This window comes from Actinomycetota bacterium (genome assembly GCA_009923495.1).
GTDB lineage: Bacteria > Actinomycetota > Actinomycetes > S36-B12 > UBA5976 > UBA5976.
The window spans coordinates 15,105-38,585 of the sequence record RFTJ01000003.1 but is presented as its reverse complement, the minus strand read 5'-3'; the positions used below and the strand labels follow the sequence as shown (position 1 = coordinate 38,585).

At 49.4% G+C, this 23,481-nt stretch carries 23 protein-coding genes and 1 pseudogene; 15 read left to right on the top strand and 9 right to left on the bottom strand.

All coding sequences use genetic code 11. The features are described 5' to 3' along the window. Positions 1-3: 3 nt before the first annotated feature. Positions 4-2,109, bottom strand: coding sequence for a S9 family peptidase (locus EBS36_02020; protein ID NBU31934.1), 2,106 nt, complete (start codon positions 2,107-2,109; stop codon positions 4-6). 68 nt (positions 2,110-2,177) lie between these two features. Here EBS36_02020 and mshB point away from each other — a divergent pair, with 68 nt between their 5' ends. The 6 genes from mshB to EBS36_01990 all read left to right on the top strand — a co-directional run bounded on the left by mshB (position 2,178) and on the right by EBS36_01990 (position 8,064). Next, complete coding sequence (gene mshB / locus EBS36_02015) at positions 2,178-3,068, top strand: N-acetyl-1-D-myo-inositol-2-amino-2-deoxy-alpha-D-glucopyranoside deacetylase (protein ID NBU31933.1); 891 nt, start codon at positions 2,178-2,180, stop codon at positions 3,066-3,068. Continuing rightward, positions 3,065-3,499 carry a hypothetical protein gene (locus tag EBS36_02010; protein ID NBU31932.1) on the top strand — a complete coding sequence of 145 codons (435 nt, stop codon included), beginning with the start codon at positions 3,065-3,067 and terminating at the stop codon, positions 3,497-3,499. Before mshB ends, EBS36_02010 begins: the two co-directional genes overlap by 4 nt. Next, positions 3,499-5,220: a hypothetical protein gene (locus EBS36_02005; GenBank protein NBU31931.1), complete on the top strand. Its 1,722-nt coding sequence runs from the start codon at positions 3,499-3,501 to the stop codon at positions 5,218-5,220. The genes EBS36_02010 and EBS36_02005 overlap by 1 nt, the downstream gene beginning before the upstream one ends. An 88-nt stretch (positions 5,221-5,308) precedes the next feature. Next, positions 5,309-5,626 (top strand): ferredoxin family protein, encoded by a 318-nt coding sequence (locus EBS36_02000; GenBank protein ID NBU31930.1) that lies wholly within the window; start codon positions 5,309-5,311, stop codon positions 5,624-5,626. A gap of 5 nt (positions 5,627-5,631) precedes the next feature. Beyond that, positions 5,632-6,735: a succinyldiaminopimelate transaminase gene (locus EBS36_01995; GenBank protein ID NBU31929.1), complete on the top strand. Its 1,104-nt coding sequence runs from the start codon at positions 5,632-5,634 to the stop codon at positions 6,733-6,735. A 45-nt stretch (positions 6,736-6,780) separates the two neighbouring features. Beyond that, positions 6,781-8,064 carry a citrate synthase gene (locus tag EBS36_01990; GenBank protein NBU31928.1) on the top strand — a complete coding sequence of 428 codons (1,284 nt, stop codon included), beginning with the start codon at positions 6,781-6,783 and terminating at the stop codon, positions 8,062-8,064. Here EBS36_01990 and dapD read toward each other — a convergent pair. Beyond that, entirely contained in the window at positions 8,061-8,984 is a 924-nt protein-coding gene (dapD, locus tag EBS36_01985) for a 2,3,4,5-tetrahydropyridine-2,6-dicarboxylate N-succinyltransferase (GenBank protein NBU31927.1), read from the bottom strand. The genes EBS36_01990 and dapD overlap by 4 nt on opposite strands. Before the next feature lie 68 nt (positions 8,985-9,052). Between dapD and EBS36_01980 the strand changes: the two genes are divergently transcribed. The 4 genes from EBS36_01980 (at position 9,053) to EBS36_01965 (ending at position 11,718) form a co-directional block, all read left to right on the top strand. Further along, a complete protein-coding gene (locus EBS36_01980; GenBank protein ID NBU31926.1) occupies positions 9,053-10,150 on the top strand; it encodes a succinyl-diaminopimelate desuccinylase in 1,098 nt (365 codons plus the stop codon). Positions 10,151-10,186: 36 nt separating this feature from the next. Then, positions 10,187-10,999, top strand: coding sequence for a TIGR00730 family Rossman fold protein (locus EBS36_01975; protein NBU31925.1), 813 nt, complete (start codon positions 10,187-10,189; stop codon positions 10,997-10,999). 2 nt (positions 11,000-11,001) lie between these two features. Further along, the gene (locus EBS36_01970) at positions 11,002-11,448 is read left to right on the top strand and encodes an SRPBCC family protein (protein NBU31924.1); all 447 of its coding nucleotides are present in this window, start codon (positions 11,002-11,004) and stop codon (positions 11,446-11,448) included. Between the two features lie 72 nt (positions 11,449-11,520). Continuing rightward, positions 11,521-11,718, top strand: a complete 198-nt coding sequence (locus EBS36_01965) for a DUF3117 domain-containing protein (protein NBU31923.1) — start codon at positions 11,521-11,523, stop codon at positions 11,716-11,718. Positions 11,719-11,721: 3 nt separating this feature from the next. On the opposite strand, the gene EBS36_01960 is transcribed toward EBS36_01965, so the two are convergent. After that, the gene (locus EBS36_01960) at positions 11,722-12,375 is read right to left on the bottom strand and encodes an O-methyltransferase (protein NBU31922.1); all 654 of its coding nucleotides are present in this window, start codon (positions 12,373-12,375) and stop codon (positions 11,722-11,724) included. 129 nt (positions 12,376-12,504) lie between these two features. Here EBS36_01960 and EBS36_01955 point away from each other — a divergent pair, with 129 nt between their 5' ends. Together EBS36_01955 and EBS36_01950 are read left to right on the top strand one after the other, a co-directional pair. Then, positions 12,505-13,755, top strand: coding sequence for a PDZ domain-containing protein (locus tag EBS36_01955; GenBank protein ID NBU31921.1), 1,251 nt, complete (start codon positions 12,505-12,507; stop codon positions 13,753-13,755). A gap of 15 nt (positions 13,756-13,770) precedes the next feature. Further along, on the top strand, positions 13,771-14,082 hold the full coding sequence (locus tag EBS36_01950; GenBank protein NBU31920.1) for a hypothetical protein: 312 nt from the start codon (positions 13,771-13,773) through the stop codon (positions 14,080-14,082). On the opposite strand, the pseudogene EBS36_01945 reads toward EBS36_01950, so the two are convergent. From EBS36_01945 to EBS36_01935, 3 genes and pseudogenes are all read right to left on the bottom strand, one after another. After that, a pseudogene (locus tag EBS36_01945) lies at positions 14,079-14,985 on the bottom strand (DUF59 domain-containing protein). The gene EBS36_01950 and the pseudogene EBS36_01945 overlap by 4 nt on opposite strands. A 101-nt stretch (positions 14,986-15,086) precedes the next feature. Next, positions 15,087-15,602 carry a DUF1003 domain-containing protein gene (locus EBS36_01940; protein ID NBU31919.1) on the bottom strand — a complete coding sequence of 172 codons (516 nt, stop codon included), beginning with the start codon at positions 15,600-15,602 and terminating at the stop codon, positions 15,087-15,089. Between the two features lie 2 nt (positions 15,603-15,604). Next, positions 15,605-16,855, bottom strand: coding sequence for a CBS domain-containing protein (locus EBS36_01935; protein ID NBU31918.1), 1,251 nt, complete (start codon positions 16,853-16,855; stop codon positions 15,605-15,607). Between the two features lie 64 nt (positions 16,856-16,919). Here EBS36_01935 and EBS36_01930 point away from each other — a divergent pair, with 64 nt between their 5' ends. After that, the gene (locus tag EBS36_01930) at positions 16,920-17,621 is read left to right on the top strand and encodes a 1-acyl-sn-glycerol-3-phosphate acyltransferase (GenBank protein ID NBU31917.1); all 702 of its coding nucleotides are present in this window, start codon (positions 16,920-16,922) and stop codon (positions 17,619-17,621) included. Here the strand turns inward: EBS36_01930 and EBS36_01925 are convergent. Next, positions 17,618-18,694: a DEAD/DEAH box helicase gene (locus EBS36_01925; protein ID NBU31916.1), complete on the bottom strand. Its 1,077-nt coding sequence runs from the start codon at positions 18,692-18,694 to the stop codon at positions 17,618-17,620. The two genes, EBS36_01930 and EBS36_01925, sit on opposite strands and share 4 nt — an antisense overlap. Positions 18,695-18,782: 88 nt before the next feature. Between EBS36_01925 and EBS36_01920 the strand changes: the two genes are divergently transcribed. Next, positions 18,783-19,520, top strand: coding sequence for a hypothetical protein (locus EBS36_01920; GenBank protein NBU31915.1), 738 nt, complete (start codon positions 18,783-18,785; stop codon positions 19,518-19,520). Here EBS36_01920 and EBS36_01915 read toward each other — a convergent pair whose 3' ends face one another. After that, complete coding sequence (locus EBS36_01915) at positions 19,521-19,745, bottom strand: DUF3107 domain-containing protein (GenBank protein NBU31914.1); 225 nt, start codon at positions 19,743-19,745, stop codon at positions 19,521-19,523. A gap of 142 nt (positions 19,746-19,887) precedes the next feature. Here EBS36_01915 and moeZ point away from each other — a divergent pair, with 142 nt between their 5' ends. Further along, positions 19,888-21,078: an adenylyltransferase/sulfurtransferase MoeZ gene (moeZ, locus tag EBS36_01910; protein NBU31913.1), complete on the top strand. Its 1,191-nt coding sequence runs from the start codon at positions 19,888-19,890 to the stop codon at positions 21,076-21,078. 1 nt (position 21,079) lies between these two features. Here the strand turns inward: moeZ and EBS36_01905 are convergent, their stop codons facing one another. Further along, positions 21,080-23,455 carry a TIGR00374 family protein gene (locus EBS36_01905; protein NBU31912.1) on the bottom strand — a complete coding sequence of 792 codons (2,376 nt, stop codon included), beginning with the start codon at positions 23,453-23,455 and terminating at the stop codon, positions 21,080-21,082. Positions 23,456-23,481: the final 26 nt, after the last annotated feature.

Sequence of the window (23,481 nt, the reverse complement as noted above, 5' to 3'; positions counted from 1 at the left end):
CCCTTAGCCACCGCTGGCTTGGTTTGCTAGGTGGGCGTTAAAAAATTTGACCGAAGTAAGTGCGATGTTTTCGGAAACAACTTCTTGTGGCGTCATGTGCGTTACTCCAGATAGCGGTAATACGCTGTGCTCTCCTTTATTGGCGAGCAGGTGGCTGGAAAGTTGCAGAGTATGTGCAAAAACCACGTTATCGTCGGCCGTGCCGTGAACTAGAAGTAGCGGTCTGCGCAAATCCCTGGCCAACTCTAAAAGTGAGTTGCGTTGATAAACCTCGGGAACTTCGGTGGGGTTTCCTAGATATCGTTCGGTGTAGGCCGTGTCGTACAGTTGCCAGTCGGTAACTGGCGCGCCAGCCACAGCCGCATGGAATACCTCAGGACGAGCGAGCACGGCAAGTGCCGCCAGGTAGCCACCAAAGGACCAGCCAGTTATGCCGACTCGACTTGGATCTACATCGTTTGGAAATTTCATCACTAAGTCGGCAATCGCAGACTCTTGGTCGTCTAGGACCGGATTAATGAAATCGTGGAAAATTGCATGGTCCCACAGCGGACCGCGAGCAGGAGTACCACGATTATCGGCAATGACTACGCAGAATCCCTGATTAGCAAACCATTGGTCTTCAGCATAAACATTTGCCGCATCAAGAACTTGCGCTCCGTGTGGTCCACCGTATGGACGCAACAAGATTGGCAGCTTTTCGCTACCAAAGGTGTGATTCTCGGGGAACAGCACGGCAGTCTTGACTTTGTGCACTCCGGTTTCAAATATTTGAACCACTGGAGTCACAATTGGCTTTTCGGCAAGTGACTCAAATTGGTGAATCAATTCGTCATTGCGCCGTAACGTATAAGTTCGCTCATGTGTTGCAAGTCTGGATTGAGTAACTACTTGCCAAGTATCTGAGCCAACCAAAGTTTTTGGGGTTGCTGAAGCAACTCCATCGTTAGTTAGTTCAATTAACTCGCCTGACGGCTTTACTCGAACGAGTTTTCGTTGAGTCGAATTGTCGGTGGCAATTACATCTATAGCATCATCATTGACGGAAACAACGGACATAACCTGAAGGCCAGGGGGAGTAAGAGTTCGACTACCGACTTGCAGTTCACGAGTGTCCGTAATGCGACTGTCAATAACGGATACTATTTCTTCGCCGAGCCATTTCGGCTGACCGGGGATTACTTCAATAAACTCAGGATCGGAAACCACGTGCACCGTTTCAAGCCTGGTCCCAACTAGCGCATTAGAAACAAATTCAGTCTGCGCGCGATTTGCCACCGTAATTAGCGCAGGCTGGTTCTCTTGCCAACTCAGACTAATCAGATATTCGTAGGCCAACTTGTCCCAAGTAATCTCAAATTTGGTACCAGATAGTTCAAAGTAATGCAGTGAAATCTCAGCATTGTTCGAGCCAGCTTGTGGGTACCTTTGTTCACGCGGCGCAGATTCTGGATTGGCAGGATCGCTAATCCACCACGAGTTCACCGCTGAGTCATCAGTGCATTGGGCGATGACCGCATCGCTGGTCGGCGACCACCAGAGCCCCCGCATTCGTCCAAACTCTTCGGCAGCAATAAAGTCCGCCAAACCCCAGATGCGATTAGTGGATGTTTCCGCAGTGAGCGCCATTTCATCTGCTCCGGAAAAATCACAGAGCCGGATGTTTTGCCCATCTGACCAAATGATTCGAGTACCGTCAGGCGATACCTGCGGGTCAATGATTGGCCCTGTTACTTCAAGCTCAGTTAATTCCTCAGTTCCTACTAGACAGGTGAAGAGTTTGCCCGCCAATGCAAATGCTATTCGGCCCCCGCTGCTATCTGATGAGTAGCTCGTAATGCCACCAGTTGTCTCGCGCATCCGCTCACGCCTTGCACGCTCGGCTGCTGGAATATCCTCGGTATCGGCGAGAAGTTTTCTTGGGTCGGCGATTTTACGCTCTAGGTTCTTGTCTGTGTCGAATACCCACAAGGAGTTAACTGAGTCTCTGCCATGATCACTTCGCAAGAAAGTCACAAGTGAGGCATCGGAAAGAACATTAAAGAGTCTCGGGGTGCCTAATTGAAAATGTCTGGTGGCAGCCATTTGGCGTGGGAATGTTTCGGTCATCCTTAGATTTTGGCATGCGAAGCAATTAGGTGCATGTGATTGGGAAATTATTCTCGTAAAGTGGAGGGGTGTCTGCAAACCAACGACTCCTTTTGGTCCATGCTCATCCTGACGATGAATCAATTGGTACAGGAGCAACAATGGCCAAGTATGTGGCAGCTGGAGCTCAAGTAACCCTCGTCACTTGTACTTTGGGCGATGAGGGTGAAATTCTGATTCCTGAACTAGCCCACCTTGCCGCACACGATCAAGACCAATTAGCCGGCCACCGGTTAGCGGAGCTGGCTGAAGCCATGGCATTTTTGGGCGTGACTGATTATCGAATTCTTGGCGGGATTGGTACCTATCGAGATAGCGGAATGATTGGTACCGAGCCAAATTCCCGGCCTGACTCATTTTGGCAAGCAGATTTGCTAGATGCAGCTAAGCACTTAGTTAAAGTAATCCGGGAAGTTAAGCCACAGGTGGTCGTTACCTACGACGATTTTGGCGGCTATGGACACCCTGATCATATTCAGGCTCATCGGGTTACGACGTATGCCGTTGCGTTAGCAGGAGTTGCAAGTTTTGCACCAGAACTTGGCTTACCCTGGCACATTTCAAAACTTTATTGGACCGCATTTCCAGTCAGTGTCATGAGAGCCGGGATTGAGGCACTGCGAGCCGCTGGTGAAGACACCGGCTTTGCCGCTCAGGATCCAGACGATGTGCCCTTCGCCTGCCCAGACGAATTCATCACAACCGTTATTGATGCCACTGAACATATTGAGCAAAAGTTTTCAGCACTGCGTGCACATGCGACTCAGATTAACGCCGAGTCTGGTTTCTTTGCACTCTCAAATAACTTGGGATCACAGGTTATGGGCTATGAGTATTATCGGCTGGCATTTGGCGAAATTGGTCCTATTGACGCAAGTGGCCATGAGACGGACTTGTTTTCGGGAATATTCGACGCATGAGGAAATTACTGATTTTTCTGGTTTGCGTGCCCCTTGGCTTCTTACTAGGAACTGTTGGCGCTTTCGTTCATGCCGACCGCATCAAGTTTGGACAGCACACCATTGCATACGGCGTGCTATTGGCCGTAGCGTTTATCGCAGTGAGTCAGCTTTGGGTTACTAGAGCATTCCAGAGTCGAATTGCGGCCGTGGCGATTGGCTTTGGCTGGATACTAGCCACTGCAGTTCTCGGTGCTGACCGGAGTGTGAATGAGGCGATCATTCTTGACTCTTGGTGGTCAAAAATCTACGTGCCAGGGATGGCGGTTGTGATCGGTATTATCTGTGCACTGCCACCCCTGCGTGGGCTTCCAGATTTGGAAGGTCTGCCTGAGCCATTTACCGAAGTGATGGAACGACAAGACTCACAAACAAAATCGGAGTCAGATTGATGAGTGAAATAGAACCGACCAAGTCCGGCAAATTTAAGTTTGTTGCCCTGGGTATGTTACTCGGCTTAGCCCTACTTTATGCCCTAGCTGTTGTCCATTTCACAGATCGAACTCCTTCGAAAACAACTGTTGCCGGCATCGACGTTAGCAAGATGTCAATCAAAGAGGCGCAGGCCAAACTCGCTCACGACATTGTTCCACTCCAAACTAAGGCGATAACAGTGGCCGTGAAAGCGCGTAAGTTCGACATCGATCCAGACAGTGCGGGCTTATCCGTGGATGTCCCAGCCACTATCTCGCAATTGGCTGGTCAGCCTTGGAATCCGCTTGAACTTTGGGCCAGAGTAGGCGGCTCAGTCGAAGCAACCCCAGTAGTTAAAGTTGATGATGAAAAATTGACTACCGCAGTAGCCGCCATTGCGGCGAAAGTAGACAATCCGCCGCGGGAACCAAAGATCATTTTTTATCAGGGCCGCGGGCAATTGGTTACCAGTAAGTCTGGTGAATTGCTGAATAAAGATTCAACTAAGCGTCTGCTGGTGAAAACATTTCCAACTTCACCAAACCCTTTGGTTTTACAGTTTGAGTTAGTCCAGCCGAAGGTTGCCGACATGGCCGCACAGGCGTATGTACCGAGAGCCGAAAATGAAGCCGCAAGTCCAATAACGGTGACAGTAGGCAAGCAAAAAGGGACTGTCTCGCCAAGCGATCTACGTCAAGCACTCACATATGAAGTTGTAAATGGAAAACTTATTCCGCAAATCGACGGATCGGTGTTAGTTGATTCGCTCGAATCGCAAATTACAGGTATCGGTGATACTGCAGTTGATGCCTACTTCAAAATCGTTGATGGCAAACCTGTTGTAGTGCCAGGCAAGTCCGGAACTGGAATTAATCCGGACAAAATTTCTCAGGCGGTGCTCTCAGTTATTGATAAGCCAGCACCAAGGAGTGTTGAACTTGAATTAGGGACTACCCAGCCTAAGTTCACAACGCAAGACGCAAAGGCACTAGGGATAAAGGAAAAGATCAGCAGCTTTACCCAGAATTTTCCTTACGCACAATATCGGGTGCAAAACATCGGCCAAGCTGCCAGGTACATGAACAACAAGATTGTGATGCCCGGAGAAATTTATTCAATGAACGAGACTGTTCTAGAGCGCACGCCGGAAAATGGATACACGATTGGCTACATCATCGGCCCCGGTGGTCAATTCCTCAAGGATTATGGTGGCGGGGTTTCGACGGCGACCACTGCTATGTGGACCGCTGCATTCTTTGGCAACATGGAGCGCGTTGAACAGCGAGCGCACTCAATTTGGATTCCCCGATATCGTGCTGGCTTGGAGGCAACAGTCTCATGGGGCTCACTAGATATGCGTTGGCGCAATACATCCGGCCACCCTGTCTTAATCAAAGCATCGATTACTAACTCTTCCGTGACGGTATCACTTTATGGCACAAAGACTTTTGACAAAGTTGAGGCGGTATCTGGCCCTTGGCGGAACGTGACCGGTTTTGGCACTATTAATAGCACCATTTCCGGCTGTGAATACCAAGGGGGACAATCGGGCTTCGACATCACCGTTACCCGAGTAGTAACTGTTGCTGGCAAGGTAACTAAGCGGGAACCGTTTACTACTCACTATTCCCCAGAACCTCGAGTAATCTGCGGCAAGCCGGCAACACCTACGCCCAAACCTTCACCGACTAATTCCTGACACTTGGGGGATGTCGGGCGTAAATGCTAATGCTTCGGTAGGTTATTACTAGCGAAAACTTCGTCCCAAACCGCCCTGGAGGATCATCATGACCTACGTCATCACACTACCTTGTGTCGATGTTAAAGATAAGGCCTGCATTGAAGAATGCCCTGTCGATTGCATTTACGAAGGCGATCGGATGATGTACATTCACCCCGACGAATGTGTCGACTGTGGAGCCTGCGAGCCTGTTTGTCCGACTGATGCGATTTACTATGAAGACGACGTTCCAGACGAGATGACCAAGTTCAAGCAGTTAAATGCTGATTTCTTTACAGTTCTTGGATCTCCTGGCGGTGCTGCCAAAACTGGTAAGACCAGCAATGATCCAGAATTTGTAGCAGAGCTCCCACCACAGGGATAAGTCAACTGTTAACTCCGCTTGCAAAAGGCTTACCAGATTTTCCCTGGGATCGAATTTCTGCTGCTGCCGCAATCGCGCGAAATCATCCGGATGGAATTATTGATCTCTCTATCGGCACGCCTGTTGACCCAACTCCCGAAGTAGTTATCAAGGCATTACAAGATCATGCAAATGCGCCCGGTTACCCAACGGCAGCAGGCAGTTTTGAACTTCGACAAGCGTGGACGGACTGGGCGCAGCGAGCGTTAGCGGTAACGGTTAGCCCTGCCGAAGTTTGTCCAACTATCGGCTCCAAGGAGATTGTTGCCTGGCTTCCAACAATTTTGGGCTTAGCGAAGTCACATACGGTAGCCATCCCACATTTGGCGTACCCAACTTATGCAGTTGGAGCACAAATTGCCGGGGCAAAGTACGTAACCTACGAATACCCGGAGCAGATACCAAATGATGTATCGCTAATTTGGATAAACTCTCCGGCAAACCCCACCGGCGAAGTGAAAACTGTAGAACACCTCAGGGCGGTTGTCGCACGAGCCCGCGAGATTGGGGCAGTTGTTATTAGTGACGAGTGTTACATCGAACTCGGTTGGGATGTTACCCCGATTTCAGTTTTGCATCCAGAAGTGATTGGCACTTCCAATGAATCTGTTTTGGCTGTTCACTCACTTTCCAAGCGGTCAAATTTAGCGGGGTATCGATCTGGTGCGGTACTAGGTGATAAATCGCTAATCGCGGACATCCTTGCATTGCGAAAACATGCTGGCATGTTGTTACCAAGCCCAATCCAAGCTGCCTCAATTGCCGCACTCTTAGATACCCAGCATGTACAGGCGCAGCGTGATGTCTATCACAATAGAAGAGAAGCATTGCGCGAAGCGGTAACCCCAGCTGGGCTCACGATTGAGCATTCAGAGGCCGGACTTTACCTCTGGGTGAGCGCCGGTAGACCATGTTTAGCGACTATTAATTCGCTTGCAGATGTTGGAATTTTGTGTGCGCCAGGAGACTTTTATGGCCCAGCGGGTGCAAATCATGTGCGGATGGCACTAACCGCAACTGATGAGCGAGTTGGCCAAGTAGCCCTGAGACTTAGTGGCTGGAAAAACTGACCTGCCGTTGGTAATCCACCTGCCGATGCTAGTAAGTTTGGGCGTATGCCTGACGCAATTTTGAATTTTGGCGACGCTCGGATTGAACTTCCAGAGGTCAAAGCTTCCGTTGGTTCAAACGGTTTAAATGTTAACAACTTGCTCAAGGAAACGGGCGATGTCGCCCTTGACTATGGGTTCATGAATACCGCCTCTTGCTCTTCAAGCATTACCTACATTGATGGCGATGAAGGAATCTTGCGCTATCGCGGATACCCCATTGAGCAGTTAGCCGAGCACAGCACTTTTATTGAGGTTTCTTATCTACTAATTTATGGCGAACTGCCAACCCCCGCCGAGCTAGCGGAATTTGAGTCGCAGATTTCCCGCCACACAATGGTGCACGAAGACTTGCGCAGGTTTTTTGGCGGGTTCCCGCGTGATGCCCATCCAATGCCAGTGCTCTCTAGTGCAGTGAGCGCATTGTCTACTTTTTATCAGGATTCTCTTGATCCATTTGATGCTCGCCAGGTCGAAATTTCAACTATTCGCCTGATGGCGAAGATGCCAACTCTTGCTGCATATGCACACAAGAAAACTGTCGGCCAGCCATTTGTTTACCCAGATAACAATTTGGGCTATGTACAAAATTTAATGAAGATGACTTTTGGTGTCCCGGCTGAAGAGTACGTGGTTGACGATGCCGTAGTAAAAGCGCTGGACATGCTCTTTATTCTCCACGCAGATCACGAGCAAAACTGCTCGACTTCTACGGTTCGGATGGTTGGCTCTTCCCAAGCAAACCTATTCGCTTCAGTTTCTGCCGGGATAAATGCACTATTCGGCCCTTTGCATGGTGGCGCTAATCAAGCTGTACTCGAAATGCTTCAGGAGATTAAAGACTCTGGTGAAAGTGTGCAGACATTCATCAAGAAAGTTAAGGATAAAGAGGCGGGTTCGCGACTGATGGGCTTTGGTCACCGCGTCTATAAGAATTATGACCCGCGCGCAGCAATCGTAAAGCGACATGCACACGAAATTTTGAATCGCCTTGGCGTCTCCGATCCACTTTTTGATATCGCTCGCGAACTTGAAGAGGCTGCGTTGGCAGATGAATTCTTCATTAGTCGCAGACTGTACCCGAATGTTGATTTCTACACTGGCCTCATTTACCGAGCCGTAGGTTTCCCAACTCGAATGTTTACTGTGTTATTTGCCCTGGGCCGATTGCCAGGTTGGATTGCGCAGTGGCATGAAATGATTAACGATCCAGCCACCAAGATTGGTCGACCAAGGCAAGTTTATGTTGGCTATGACGCTCGCGATTACCAGGAAATATCTAAGCGCTAGTTCGAATGTAGGGCAGAATTTAATCCGCCCCAAGAGCCTTCTTTTGCCACTGCTTCGAGGGCGCCAGTAATCGAATTTCGCCGGTACAGCAGGCCATTTGCACCCGAGAGTTCGCGTCCTTTGACTACTTGGCCGTCTGGCAAAGTGATTTTCGAGCCAGCTGTGATGTAGCAGCCAGATTCAATCAAGCAGTTATCACCAAGCGAAATCCCAACTCCAGCATTAGCGCCAACTAGGCAGTCCTTGCCGATTGTTATCATTTCTTTGCCACCACCAGAGAGCGTTCCCATGATGCTCGCACCACCGCCAATGTCTGAGCCATCTCCAACAACGACTCCTGCAGAAATACGACCTTCAACCATGCTCACGCCGAGTGTGCCTGCATTGAAATTAACAAAACCTTCGTGCATCACTGTTGTGCCTTCTGCCAGATGTGCTCCAAGTCGAACTCGGTCTGCATCCGCAATGCGAACTCCACTTGGGACCACATAATCAACCATCCTTGGAAATTTATCAACACTGAACACGGTTAAATGCAGACCTTTAGTGCGAGCGATGAACTGAGCTTCGGTTAACCGATCTATTGCCACTGGACCCAGCGATGTCCAAGCAACATTAGTTAACAAACCGAAAATTCCCTCAAGATTAATAGTGCGTGGGGCTTTGAGCCGATGCGAGAGTAAATGCAGGCGCAAATAGGCATCTGCTGCATCCACTGGCGCATTGTTCAGGTCGGAGATGATGGTGGTAATAACTTCACTGCGCACGCCACGCAACTGGTCTGTATCAATCGCTCGTTCCAAGCCAGTTACTGCAACCGGCAACGCACCAAGGGTGGGGTTTGGATACCAAACATCAAGTAATGTGCCACCCGAATATGTGGCAATTCCTACTGCGGCTGCACTTTCTTGCCCTGACATGCGACTCCTTTACGGTTGGCTATTAGCCAATAAAACCTCTACACCACTACGGTAGTCGTGTGGACACTTTGTTGCTAAACCTGCGTGCAGATGTCGCAGATATCACCGAGCAATTGGTCAATGTGCCGAGTATCTCAGGTGATGAGGCAACTTTGGCCGATGCTATCCAGGTCGAACTGGCAAATTGCGATTGGCTTGAAGTCAACCGAATCGCCAATACCGTTATCGCCAAGACAAATTTCGGTTTGCCTATGCGCGTTGTGTTAGCTGGTCATCTCGATACGGTCCCTGGCGCAAACAATACAACAGCAATGCGAATTTCTGCTGGCGGCGAATTGCCGACCGGCGAGGTTGTAGCCGAAGAAGTCATCTTTGGCCTAGGCAGCTGTGACATGAAAGCCGGCGTTGCCGTTGTACTTAAAACTGCGGTAACACTTCGCGATCCAAATGTTGACGTGACCTACATCTTTTACGAATGTGAAGAAGTTGAAGGTACCCGAAATGGACTTACGCTAGTTAGCAACACGGCACCTGAGTTGCTTGCTGCTGATGTTGCAGTTCTGCTTGAGCCATCGAATGCAGTTATTGAAGCTGGCTGCCAAGGGACACTTCGTGCCGAAATCACCACAAAAGGAATTCGTGCACATAGCGCTCGGTCATGGCATGGAAAAAATGCAATCCATGCCCTAGCCCCGGCACTTGAGATTTTGGCCAACTTTTCACCCGATCGCGTACTCATTGATGGACTTGAGTATCGCGAAGGGTTAAATGCGGTAGGTATCTGCGGTGGAGTTGCCGGTAATGTAATCCCAGACTCAGCTTCACTAACCGTTAACTACCGTTATGCACCGAGTGTTAGTGCTGAACAGGCCCAAGCCAGAATCACTAGTATTTTTGCCGGCTTTGATGTTGAAATCGTTGACAATGTGCCTGGTGCATTACCAGGACTGCGGGAACCAGCGCTGGCAAATTTACTTGCACAGGTTGGTGAAGATGTTTTGCCAAAGTTTGGTTGGACTGATGTTTCTAGATTCTCGCGCTTAGGGATTCCCGCAGTAAATTTAGGACCAGGTAACCCTAACTTGGCCCATAGTGCCAGTGAACATGTTCCAGTTAGCCAGATTCACCGCACTGCCGATTTGATTACTCAGTGGCTAACTAAATAACAGACTCAACTAGTCATTTACCACTAGCGTGGAACCATGAGTTCTAAAACTGGTAATAACGATGCACAACGCCAAGGTCCAGTCACTAGGCGCGGACATGCAAAACGCCGTGGCACGACAGATCAACGACTACTTGATAGTCATGGTCCCTCAGAATGGGTGCACGAGGATCCTTGGCGGGTAATGCGCATTCAATCTGAGTTTGTGAACGGGTTTGGTGCATTGGCAGATCTTGGACCAGCGTTCAGCATATTTGGCAGTGCTCGCACTCCTGCAAGTCATCCCGAGTATCAGCAAGCCGAAGAGTTGGCGCACAAACTTTCTAAAAAGGGCTATAGCGTTATTACTGGTGGCGGCCCTGGAATCATGGAAGCTGCCAATAAAGGTTGTATGGCCGGACCAGGCATTTCAGTTGGACTAGGAATCGAACTGCCGTTTGAGCAGGGCATGAACGAATATATTGAGCTGGGAATTGATTTCCGCTACTTCTTTGCCCGTAAAACAATGTTTATTAAATATGCACAAGGCTTCGTCGTTTTTCCTGGCGGATATGGAACTTTCGATGAATTGTTTGAAGCACTCACACTCGTACAAACTAAGAAAGTAACTTCCTTTCCAATTGTGTTGATGGGAACAAAGTACTGGGGTGCGATGGTGGATTGGCTGAAAGCCACTGTGGCCGCAGACAATAAAATTTCACCAGAAGATGTAGACATGTTGCACATCACCGATGACGTTGATGAGGCAATTAAGATTTTGGTTCAGGCCGAAGCCCGTCGTAAGGCTTTGGTTGACGAGTGGGGCGTTATCCGTGGCATTAGCGATGACGCACCTCCCGGAATTTTATAGACATGACACATCTTGAACTTCGGGTCGACATTCAAGCACCAGTAGATGAAGTATGGCGTGCCATAACAGAATGGAACCAACAAGGTAAGTGGATGCTGGCGACAAAAGTCGAATCACTAGATGGACAGGGTAGACATGTTGGCGCTCGGATCAAGGCGGTTACTGGTTTTGGGCCGCTTGGGATTCTGGACACTATGACTATCACCCATTGGGATCCACCTAATTACTGCGCCGTGCTGCATACTGGCAAAATTGTCCGTGGAACGGGCGAATTCCAGGTTAAACCAATCCATGATCAGGCTGCGACCTTCATTTGGGCTGAGGATCTGGATATTCCGCTTGGTTTATTGGGAAAAGTGGGATTTTTGCTAATTCGCCCGTTATTTCTGTTGGGAATAAAGCATTCTTTGGTTAAGTTTGCCAATTTGGTTGAACAGGGCAAAATTTAGGGATTTCTTTAGAGTCCAAATGTTTGGGATAATAAAGCATCACAAACTGTGCAATTTGAAAGAGGTCCTCTTATGGCCGCAATGAAACCTCGTACCGGCGACGGTCCGATGGAATGCCCTAAAGAAGGACGCAGCTACGTACTTCGCGTTCCACTTGAAGGTGGAGGGCGACTGGTCGTCGAACTAAATGCGCAAGAAGTTAAAGACTTAAGTGTTGTATTGGCAGACACTGTTTCTGGAATGCCAAAAACTCCAGCCAAAAAGAAGTAGATTCTATCGTCGCACCGCGACTAGCAAGCCATCACCCATTGGAATTAAAGATCCAACTAGTTCTTCATGCTTAGCCAACGAGTTAACTGCTGAGCGCACTGCCACGGTGTCAGCATCGCGTTGTGCCGGATCAGCGACTCGGTCGGACCAAAGCGCTCGGTCAACGATTAGCAATCCGCCTTGACGAAGCAAAGTCATAGCACTTTCGATGTTGGATTCTAATTCAGCTGGCTTTCCGGATATCAGTACGATGTCGTAAGCATATTCAGTTAATCGGTCAAGTACCTCACTAGCCCGACCGTTAATTAATCGAACTCGCTTTGCTGGAACTCCAGATTCTGCCAGCGCATCTTTAGCTATTAATTGATGTTCTGCTTCGCTGTCCACACTTGTCAATACTCCGTAGGGGTTCATTCCTTCGAGTAGCCACAAGGCAGATATACCTGCACCTGTTCCAATTTCAACCACATTTCGGGCATCTATTGCAGCGGCTAGCAGCCGAAGAACTGATCCAGCGCCGGAGCTAACTGCAGGGCACCCTATTTCGCTGGCTCGGACTCGGGCCTTGGAGCGCGGTTCATCTTCGCCAGCCCAGGCCTCTGCGAAGTCCCAAGATGCTTTATGAAGGGCTAGTACTCGTGGATCTGTTGGTGCCATGTAAGTAAGCGTACGACTCAGGTTTGAATTATGTGAAGATTGACCCACCAGTTACCGAACCCGTGTTGTCATGGGTAACAATTAGATAAGCAATGTGTTCGTTTTGAATTCAAGTAAGGACTTGCCCACATGACCGACAGTCATTCCGAGCCCGGTAACAGCCCAATTCCAGAAACTTCTGAATCAGGTGGTCAGCCAGTTGAGCAAAATGTTCAAGTTTTTGACCCAGTGAGCGATTCGTTACTGCGTTCAACGCCTACTCCTGCTGTACCTGGACCGACTTGGGTTTACCAGCCACCTGAAGTCAGCAGGCCAAAACGTTTTGGCCCACTATTAACTGCGGTAATTGTGGCGCTTGTTGCCGGCTTTTTAGCTGGAGCTGTTGGTTATGGATTTGCTAACAAGGTTTCCGGCAGTGCTGGCACAAGTTTGCAATTAACAACTGCACCAGGGGACACTTCACCGCGACCTAATGGCTCGATAGCAAAAATCGCCAGCGGAGTTTTGCCAGTTGTTGTCTCGATTGAAGTTACATCTTCGCAAGGAGGTGGAACGGGTTCGGGAATTATCATTGCCAGCACTGCCAGCTTGTCATATGTACTCACCAACAATCACGTCGTTGCTGGTGCTGGCACAGGTGCCGAAATCACCGTACAGTTGCAAAACCAAAAGTCGCTTCGCGCCAAGATTGTTGGCCGCGACCCATCCTATGATTTAGCGGTACTGAAACTTTCAGTCGGAAATTTGCCAATTGCAAGTTTGGGTAATTCTAATGATGTAGTAGTCGGCGACACCGCAATTGCAATTGGATCGCCACTAGGTCTGTCTGGAACGGTAACAAGTGGAATTATTTCTGCACTAGAACGCCCAGTAACTGCAGGTTCTAGCGGCGAATCCTCATTTATCAATGCAATCCAGACTGATGCGGCGATCAACCCAGGTAATTCGGGCGGACCATTGGTGAACGCTCGAGGTCAAGTAATTGGCGTTAACTCCGCAATTGCCACACTGGGAAGTGGCCTTGGGGGTGAATCTGGAAGTATCGGACTTGGCTTTGCTATTCCGATAAATGAGGCAAGACGGGTAGCAAATGAATTGATGCGAACTGGCACCTCAACTCATCCAGTTGTTGGAATCTCTGTAGATATGCGGTACTCAGGTGTTGGTGCTCGGGTCAGTGAAATTACCGCAGGCGGACCGGCTGAAAATACCGATTTAAAGCCTGGTGATGTGATCACTGCTATTGATGGCCAGAAGGTTAATGATGGCACCGAATTGATCGTAAAGATCCGCGCCCGTAATGCAGGCGATAAAGTGGTACTTAGCCGCCTAAACGATTCGGATGTCAGTGTAGTTTTAGGCTCACGTCGCTCAAATTAAGTTAAGAGGGCCTAAATGTTAGGTATCGGTTTTCCTGAATTACTTACTATCGCCATGATTGGTTTGATTATTTTCGGTCCTAATCGGTTACCGGAAATTGCGCGTAGTGCCGGGAAGGGAATTCGACTAACTCGCGAGTTCTTAGCCAAAGCTTTTGACTCTTTAGATGAAGAAGCCAAAACTATCACCAACTTTGCTAGTGAACTACAGAGCCTAACTCCACGCGGAATTGTTAGTCAGGTGTTTGCCCCAGAGCCAACCGCTCAGAAGGATTCGAAATCACCTAATCAGAATTTGCGTGCCGACTTTGACTCAGACGCAACTTAGGAAATTACATTCAGCTTGACGCCACTTAAGGTGCGAGGTCGGTCTGTTAACTTGCTGGCAATCTCAGCAAACTGCAATGCAACAGGTGAATCCGGCTTCTCAACAACTAGTGGTTGGCCAGCGTCGCCACCTTCACGAAGGCGCGGGTCGAAACTAACTTTGGCCAGTAACGGAACTTCGTAACCCAGATTTTCGGTTAAAGTTTTGGCTACAGTTTCTCCACCGCCACTTCCGAACAGTTCCATCGGCTCGTTGCAATGAGGGCAGATTATTGCCGACATATTCTCAATAACCCCAAAAACCTTTTGCTCAAAAGCAGGTGCGAGCATCCCCGAGCGAATAGCAACATCGGCGGCAGCAATTTGTGGCGTGGTCACCACGATTAACTCTGCGTGCGGTAAGAGTCGTGCCACGCTCATGGGTACGTCGCCAGTTCCTGGCGGCATGTCAAAAAGCAGCACATCTAATTCGCCCCAGTAGACGTCGGTTAAGAAAGCCTCTACATACTTGTGCAACATTGGTCCACGCGCCGCAATTGGTTCATGTCGGCCACCTGGCTTGAATGCCAACATAGACATAACGCTGATACCGTGTGCCCAAGTTGACCGTCACCGAAGATTTGCCAACGCCTCCTTTACCCGAAGCGATGGCATAAATTCGAGTCAGTGAATCTGGCCCAATAAATGGAATCACCTTTTTTGGACCTTGTAACAGAGTTCGCAATGCTTCGCGCTGTTCATCGCTCATGGGCTCCAAGGAAACCGAAACTTCGGATACCTCTGGGATTGCGCCAACCGCAGCTTGCACCGAACTAGTAATAGTTTCCTTCATCGGACAGGCAGCAATAGTTAGAAATACATCGACCTGAACTGATGAGCCCGTGATCTCAAATCCCTTTAGCATGCCGATTTCAGTAATTGGTCGACGAATTTCTGGATCAATAACGGTAGCTAGTGCAGCCTGCACCGCATCGCGCGAAATAGTCACAAAGTCATCCTTAGTGATTAGTTACTTGAAGGTGAGTCTTTGTCATGACCTCGAGCAAGGTCTTCCAACTCTTCTACAAGCGACTTTATCTCGCCACGAAGGTAATCGCGAGTCGCGAGTTCGCCGATTGCCATGCGCAGAGCGGCCACTTCACGAGTTAAGTAATCAGCATCAGCAAGTAGCCGCTCTGTTTGATCGCGGTCTTCTTGGAACTGCACTCGATCTCGATCCGCTTGGCGATTTTGGGCAAGCAAAATTAGGGGAGCAGCATATGAGGCCTGGAGTGAAAGTGCCAAGGTCAAAAATAGAAAAGGGAAAGGGTCAACCTGGAGTTCTTTTGGCGCAAAAATATTCCAAAGTAACCAAGCAGCAATTACTACAGTCATCCAGCCCAGGAATCGCCAAGAACCTAGAAACCGTGCCACTCGTTCACTTAGTCGGCCAGCAACCTCAGAATCAAGGCTGGGGCGAAGTGAACGAGAACGTTCTAATGGCTGATCTAGACGTGGTCCACGTCGTTCTTCGCGTGCCATAATCAGCCCTCCTCATCGTTCTCGTTTTCCCGCCAATCGTCAGGCAGCATGTGGTCAATTACGTCGTCAATGGTGACGGCACCTAACAAGTGTCCATTTTCGTCTACAACAGGCAGTGCAACCAAATTGTAAGTGGCAAAATAGCGAGCAACCTGGCCCAATGGGGCCTGTGGGCCAATAGGGACAAGGGAAGTATCCAAAATTGCAGAAACAAGTGTTGACGGTGCTTCGCGCAGTAAGCGTTGGACATGTGCCACGCCAATGTAGCGACCAGTAGGCGTTTCAATAGGTGGTCGCACCACATAAACCTGTGAGGCCACGGCAGGTGAAAGTTCTGGAGCACGAACCCGAGCTAAAGCCTCGGCTACGGTTGCATCGGCTGATAGCAATATTGGTTCGGTTGTCATCATGCCACCAGCACTGAAGTCATCGTAAGCAAGGAGGCGACGAAGGTCTTCGGCGTCTTCGGGCTCCATGGCTTCCAAAAATTCTTCGGCTCGCTCAGGTGGCAGTTCACTGAGCAAGTCGGCAGCATCGTCTGGATCCATTTCTTCCAAAACGTCAGTAGCTCGCTCCAAACCAAGTTCAGACATGATTTCCACTCGGTCATCCTCGGGGAGTTCCTCGACGACATCAGCAAGTAATTCCAGATCAAGTTTTGCAATTAACTCAAGTCGACGCTTCGGAGTTAAACCTTGAAGTATGTTTGCAATGTCAGCAGCGCGCATTTCGCCGATTGACTTTAGAAGTGAGTCCACACCCTGTTCAGCAACTTCAGCAAACAGACCAGTTACTTCATTCCAGTCCAGTGTGACGGTTGGTCCACGTCGGCCAAAGCCGCTTGCGCTTTTTCGAATAAAGAGACGGGATACGTGCCACTCATGTAGTCGATCAGAACTCATGGCAATGTCTTCGACTGTGACTTTTTCGCCAGAGCTTTTTAGTACAACTTTTTGATCTAGTAATTCGGCAATGACCAACTTCTCTTCATTGCGACGTTCAAACCTGCGCAAGTTAACCATGCCGCTGGTGACTACTGAGCCAGGATCCATGGCGGTGACGCGCGACATGGGCAAAAAGATTCGACGCCGTGGTGCGACCTCTACTACTAGTCCTAGGACATGCGGTGCCTTACCGTTATCGCGAGCGAGTACGACAATATCGCGGATTTTGCCCACCCGGTCACCGGCTGGATCAAAAACCGCTGTGCCAGCCAATCTGGCCAGATATACGCGGGTCTGAGTAATGGTCACCTGTGAAGATTACCTCAAAAATGGACTGCACTAGACTTTCCCTAGTAAACACAAGGGAGTTCGCGTGATTAGTGCGGGATCAGTGCTAGGCCGGTTAGTGCGCTCCTTGTGCCGAGTTTCGGTCTATGGCCGAGCCAATTTGGATGCATTAGAGCAGCCAGGCCCAGCACTCATTGTGGTAAATCACACCACCGTGGTAGACGTCATCGTAGTTTTGGGCACTTTGCACAACATGGGATTCACTTGTGATCTGCCGTGCGAAGACCAGTGCACACATCGGCGGCACATTAGACCAATTGGCACGTCGGATCTTTGGGAATATCCAGTTACGAAGCAGGCCTGCACCAATAGTGGAATTATCCCAGTTGACCAGCACGATGGTAGGGCTGCGTATCGCGCAGCACTGGAAGCCCTACGAAATGGCGAATGTGTACTCATTTATCCTGAGGGCGATGTAAAAGTTAATGAAGATGGTTCGCCGCGTGAATGGCGCCCAGGCGCAGCTGGTCTAGCCCGTTCAGCAGGAGTGACCGTATTGCCAATAGCGCACCACGATAGTCGCACTCTAGGTTCGGGCTCAGTCGCAAAAAGCATTTTATGGAGCTTCACTGGCGCACTTCGTGTGCCAATCATCCGAATGCGCGTCGGTAAGCCCATATTGCCGTTCACTTTGTCGCAGAAAAATCCGAAGGAAGTTAATGACCTGCTAGAAGCAGCCTTAAATAAGGCATGGCGGGAAGCAAGTTCGGGCGTCGTCTTTAATTAAGCAGAGTCAGCTGGTGGATTTGGCCGGCGGGTCCGCTTACGCTCTGGTCGCGGCGGTAGCCCGAGAGTGCGATTAATCATCTGCCAGCGAGCGGTATCTTGCCAATCCACCAAAGTGATTGCAACACCAGCATTACCAGCTCGACCTGTACGGCCAATGCGGTGAACGTAGGTTTTGTCATCTTCAGGGCATTCGTAGTTAATTACATGGGTTACGTCAGAGACATCGATGCCTCGCGCGGCTACATCAGTGGCCACCAAGACATCAACCTTGCCATTACGAAAAGCTCGGAGTGCTTGCTCGCGTGCACCTTGTCCAAGATCGCCATGGACTGAACCGACAGCAAATCCACGATTCGATAAATCTTCAGTTAGCGAACTAGCAACGCGCTTCGTTCGGCAAAAAATTATCGTCAATCCACGACCGGTTGCCTGCAGAACTCGGGCGACGAGCTCTGGCTTGTCCATTTGATGTGCCCGCCAAACATGTTGTTCAATTGCGTCAACAACTGATGATTCACTGGTGGGGTCTGTTGCCCTGATATGTGTGGGCTGTGACATGTACCTTCTGGCCAGAGAAACAATTTGACCGGGCATCGTTGCGGAGAACAACATCGTATGTCTAGTCGCTGGAATATTGCTCACCAAGTTTTCAACGTCTGGCAAAAATCCCATGTCCAACATTTCGTCGGCTTCGTCCAGAACCAGGACTCGTACCGACTTCAAATTTAAATGACGTTGTTTCATCAAATCAATTAAGCGTCCAGGGGTGCCAACAATGACATCAACCCCTTTTTCTAAGGCCGCAATTTGTGGTTCATACGCTTTGCCACCGTAGACACTCAAAATGTCGACATCAGAATTTGCTCCCGCTTGGGTTAGGTCGTCAGCAACTTGGATAGCCAGCTCGCGGGTGGGCACGATAACGAGTGCCAAAGGTGGTCGGCCAACATCAGCGGTCTTTTTAGCAATTACTTGGGTGAGAAGTGGAATGCCAAAGCCCAGAGTTTTGCCCGTTCCCGTCTTAGCCTGCCCAATCAGATCTTGACCAGCCAGGGCAATCGGAAGCGTCATTTCTTGGATCGGAAATGCCTCGATGATTCCGTGTTGGCCAAGTGCGGCACAGATTTCTGCTGGTACACCCAGCTGTGCGAAAGTTGAGATGGTAACTCCAAAGAAAATAATTGACCCGGAAATACCAGGGCTGACTCCAGCCTACCGCCGATTTAGCGTAACCTTGAGTTTCGTGAGCAATCCTGCACTTATTGATCTGCTAGGCGCCCTGGCTTATGGCGAGTTAGTCGCATTTGAACGCACCGCCAATGATGCAAAGTTTGCCCCAACCACTAGCGACAAGATTGCCCTCGGTCGGATGGCGGCCAGTGAGTATCGGCATTACGAAACAGTTTCTGCGCGGTTAATTGAATTAGGCGCTGACCCGATCGCTGCCATGGCACCATTTGTGCAACCTCTGACTGAATTTCACAACACGATGCAAACCAATAGTTGGCTTGAGGGACTCTTAAAGGCATACGTTACCGATGGAATTACTGCGGACTTCTATCGTGAGATCTCACCGTTTTTGGATGACCAGACCGTTCAAGTTGTCAATGAAGTGCTAACCGACATTGGTATTGCCGAATTTGCAGTCGATCACATTAAGCAAGCAATTTCCAAGGACCCGAAAGTTGCTGGAAAGTTAGCACTTTGGGGACGAAGATTAATGGGCGAAATGATTTCGCAAGGCGCATTGGTAGCTAATTCGCGCCCTGCGCTAGCCCAACTTTTTCAAGATCCACCAAACGATGTTGAGTTAGAGGTCGACAGCGTTTCTGCTTTACTGAGCCGACTCACTGTTGGTCACTCGCGTCGAATGGATGCGGTGGGTCTGGCTGCTTAATTAAGCAGTAGCAAAGCCAACCCGACCAGAACTTTGCGCGCCGATTTCAACAAAAGCAACCTTGTCGCCTGGAACGATAATGCGTCGACCTTTTTCGTCCACCAAAGTGAGTAATTCGCCGCTGTCAACTGCTTGGCTAACTAACTTGGCTACATCTTCAGGAGTTTGGTTGCTTTCCAAAACAACTTCTCGGCTTGCATTTTGTACATTGATTCGAATTTCCACAGCTATGCCAATCTCTCTAATGTCCTATGCCTTTATTATCGCCTGAAGACTGACCCAAACACTACATCTGGGTTCATTTGGCTGGGAACATAGTTATGCGAGAAACTGTTACCACTAGTAGTGCACAGCCAAGGGAGCATTCATGTCATTGCCACCGTTAGTTCAGCCAGCGGCCGAACTATCCGTTGACGAAGTTCGTCGATACAGTCGGCACATAATCATTCCGGATGTCGGAATGGATGGCCAAAAGCGTCTAAAGAACGCACGGGTTTTATGTATTGGAGCAGGGGGACTTGGTAGCCCAGCATTGATGTACTTGGCGGCAGCGGGTGTTGGCACAATCGGAATTGTCGAGTTCGATGTGGTTGATGAATCAAATTTGCAGCGTCAAATTATTCACGGCCAAAGTGATATCGGTCGCCCGAAGGCACAAAGTGCTGCAGCTAGTGTGCGAGAGATCAATCCACATGTTCAGGTGAACATTCATGAACTTCGGTTAGATTCGACAAATGTGCTCGATCTATTCAGTCAGTATGACTTGATTGTTGATGGCACAGACAATTTTGCTACCCGTTACCTGGTAAACGATGCCTGCGTATTACTAGGCAAACCATATGTTTGGGGTTCGATTTACCGATTTGATGGTCAAGCCAGCGTCTTTTGGGCTGACCATGGACCTTGTTACCGATGCTTGTATCCAGAGCCGCCACCCCCTGGCATGGTGCCATCTTGTGCCGAGGGTGGAGTGCTGGGAGTTCTTTGTGCGGCAATCGGATCTATTCAGGTTAATGAGGCCATTAAATTACTTGCAGGCATTGGTGAACCACTCGTTGGTTCGCTAATGGTTTATGACGCACTTGAAATGACATATCGGAAAATCAAGATGCGCAAGGATCCCGATTGTGCGATTTGTGGTACAAATCCAACTGTCACTGAATTGATTGACTACGAAGCATTTTGTGGGGCAGTTTCCGATGAAGCCGCGGCCGCGGTTGTAGATTCCACAATTAATGTAAAGCAGTTGGCTGAAATGCTTGGCGCACGCGAGCGTGGTGAACGTGATTTTGTTCTTATTGATGTGCGTGAGCCAAATGAATATGAGATTGTCAATATTCCTGGGGCAGTGCTCATTCCCAAGAATGAATTCCTGCTTGGCAACGCTCTAGCTGATTTGCCCCAAGACAAGCAAGTCGTGCTGCATTGCAAAGTTGGTGGTCGATCGGCCGAAGTGCTAGCCGTGGTTAAGGGTGCAGGTTTCGCTGACGCCATTCATGTTGGCGGCGGAATTTTGGCGTGGGTTAATCAGATCGAACCTGATAAGCCAACTTACTAATTTAGAGATCGCCTGATTTCTGCAGGCGGCCAAATGCTATCCAGCCAGGGATGGTTGGTAGCCAGAATGTCCATAGTCGAAACAGCAGTGTTGCCGATACGGCAATTTCTCCTTGGATGCCAGTGGCCGTTAATCCAGCCGCTATTGCGGCTTCAACTGCACCTAAGCCACCGGGTGTTGGCGCAGCCTGGGCGACCACGCTACTGCCTAAGTAAACAAGCGCCACCCCAGCAAATGAAACATTGGGCGAAAATGCATGTACACAAGCAACTAGGCACAAACAGTAACTCAGGTTTAGTAACAGAACACCACCAATACCTTGACCTAACTTTCTTGGGTGGTTTATCAATGAGGCAAGTCGCGGAACAACTTGGGCAATAATCGGCTTAACGCGACTGATGATTATCTTGCGAACCGAAGCCAGACTTAGTGCAACTGCAATTATTAGTACCAGGAATATAAACACGATGACTGCGGCCTTTGGTGGGGCAAATGACAAATCATTTGCCGTGCCCGCAGCAATTGCGGCTATCAGTAAGAGTCCGATGTGACTGAAAAAGGCCAGCACCTGTGCCACCGCAACACTGGCGCCGGCAAGTGCACTATTTATTCCCTGCTTGGTTAAGAATCTGACATTTACTGCAACAGACCCCAAAGTTGGTGGGGCCATTAGGGTGGCAAATGAAGCGGCCCATTGCGCTTGAAAAGTTTTCCAAAAGGATAACTTTTCTGGCGTAACTCCTGTTAATGAAAGTGTTGCAGCAAAATAAGTGGATACCGAAAGTCCAAGTCCAATTAAGAGCCATATCGGATTGGCATTGGCGACTAACTGATTTAAGTTCACCTGTGCCAATTGGGTTAGCAGAATATAACCAGCAATGGTGCCACCTGCAATTGTTAGCAAGCTCTTTGGCTTTATCCGCTCAATTTCGATTTGCTCGGACTTTGCCTCCGGAAACAAAGTTATTAATTGTTCGCGAATCTCAACAAGCAACTCGGCGTGATCTTTTAATTCATTACGAGTTTCAGTGGAAAAGGCCACCGCTTGAAGCGCGGGTAGTGCTCGGGCTAATTGCACATCACCCAGTACCATCCGACCAGCAGCCATAGCTCGCTGCGCACTCGAGCCCATGGCAAGTGTGCAAAAAGCTTCTGCTAAATCGATCCGCAGCAGCACATCGGAAGCAGCGATGACTCCATCCTCAAGACCGATTAGGTAAACCTTGCCGTCAGAGCCGAGCAAAAGATTGTCAGCGATTAAATTTCGATGAGCAATCCTGGCGGCCTGCAAATCGCGCACAATCTCCCATGCACCAACTAGTTCGGCATCTCCCATTGGCTTTGGTAAATCAGAAAAAGTACGACCTGGTATGTGATGAAAGGCCAAAACTGCTGCATCTGGTCCCACTTCGGCAACCGAAATCAAGTGCGGTGTATTAATGCCCGCAGTCGAAATTGCCCAACTATTCAAAGCGGTACGCTCTAGGCGCCTTCGCATCGAAGTGCTTGCACTGCCAACATCATCGCGCAATCGCAATGATCGATATGCGGCTGTAGCTAACCCTGCACCTTCTAAGTCGCGATCAAGGACAACCAAATCCAGCCGCTGGCCATCAGAAGTTGTTGCGTCATAGCGTCGGCCAGCATTTAGCACTTTGGCCGCGCGCAACAAAGTTAGCGGATGGCCAATTGTGCCCATTGTGGCCGCAATCTCATTGCCAGAAGGTCGGGTGGTATCCGTGCCGAGTATGTAACGAATTAATAGACCCACCGCCCAGCCAGTTAAAACTGAAACTGCTAATCCGGCGGCAGTTACACCACCGCTAATGATGTCACCAAGTCCGACTGAGAAAAGTACAATCAAACAAACAATCGACCATCTTGGTCGCGACATTAATCGCGAGACAGTGACCAAGGCTGCAAGTCCGCCGAGCAATGCGTTGAACGGAGTAGCGGTATTACGATTACCAAATCCGGCAAAAGCGGTAATTAACCGCATAGAACCAAATCGAGTTAGTGCCCAGGTACTTAGTGCCAATAAAAATATGGCAATCAACATGCCAGCTAGCGACTCCACGAGTTGGCGTCCGCGTTTGCGCAACATCAGATCAAGGGAAATGGCTGCTGGAAAAACAATTGCGCCAAAGCCACTAACGATGTTTGCTACCAAAATTATTGCGCCCGGCAGTTTGTTCGCGCCCTGGGTTATGTCTTGATCAATTCCGTTTGTAGTTTGGTGAGCGACATAGGCGAGTAGGCCAACACCAAAAATGGTCAGAACTACTGAGGCAAAGCGAGCTAGATCTGTGGGTCGACGCAACCGCCGATTGAGGACAGCTTCCTCAATCACCAGAGTCTGGCGCACTTTGCTAGACATCCCAATCCTCTTACTCGAATCCTTGT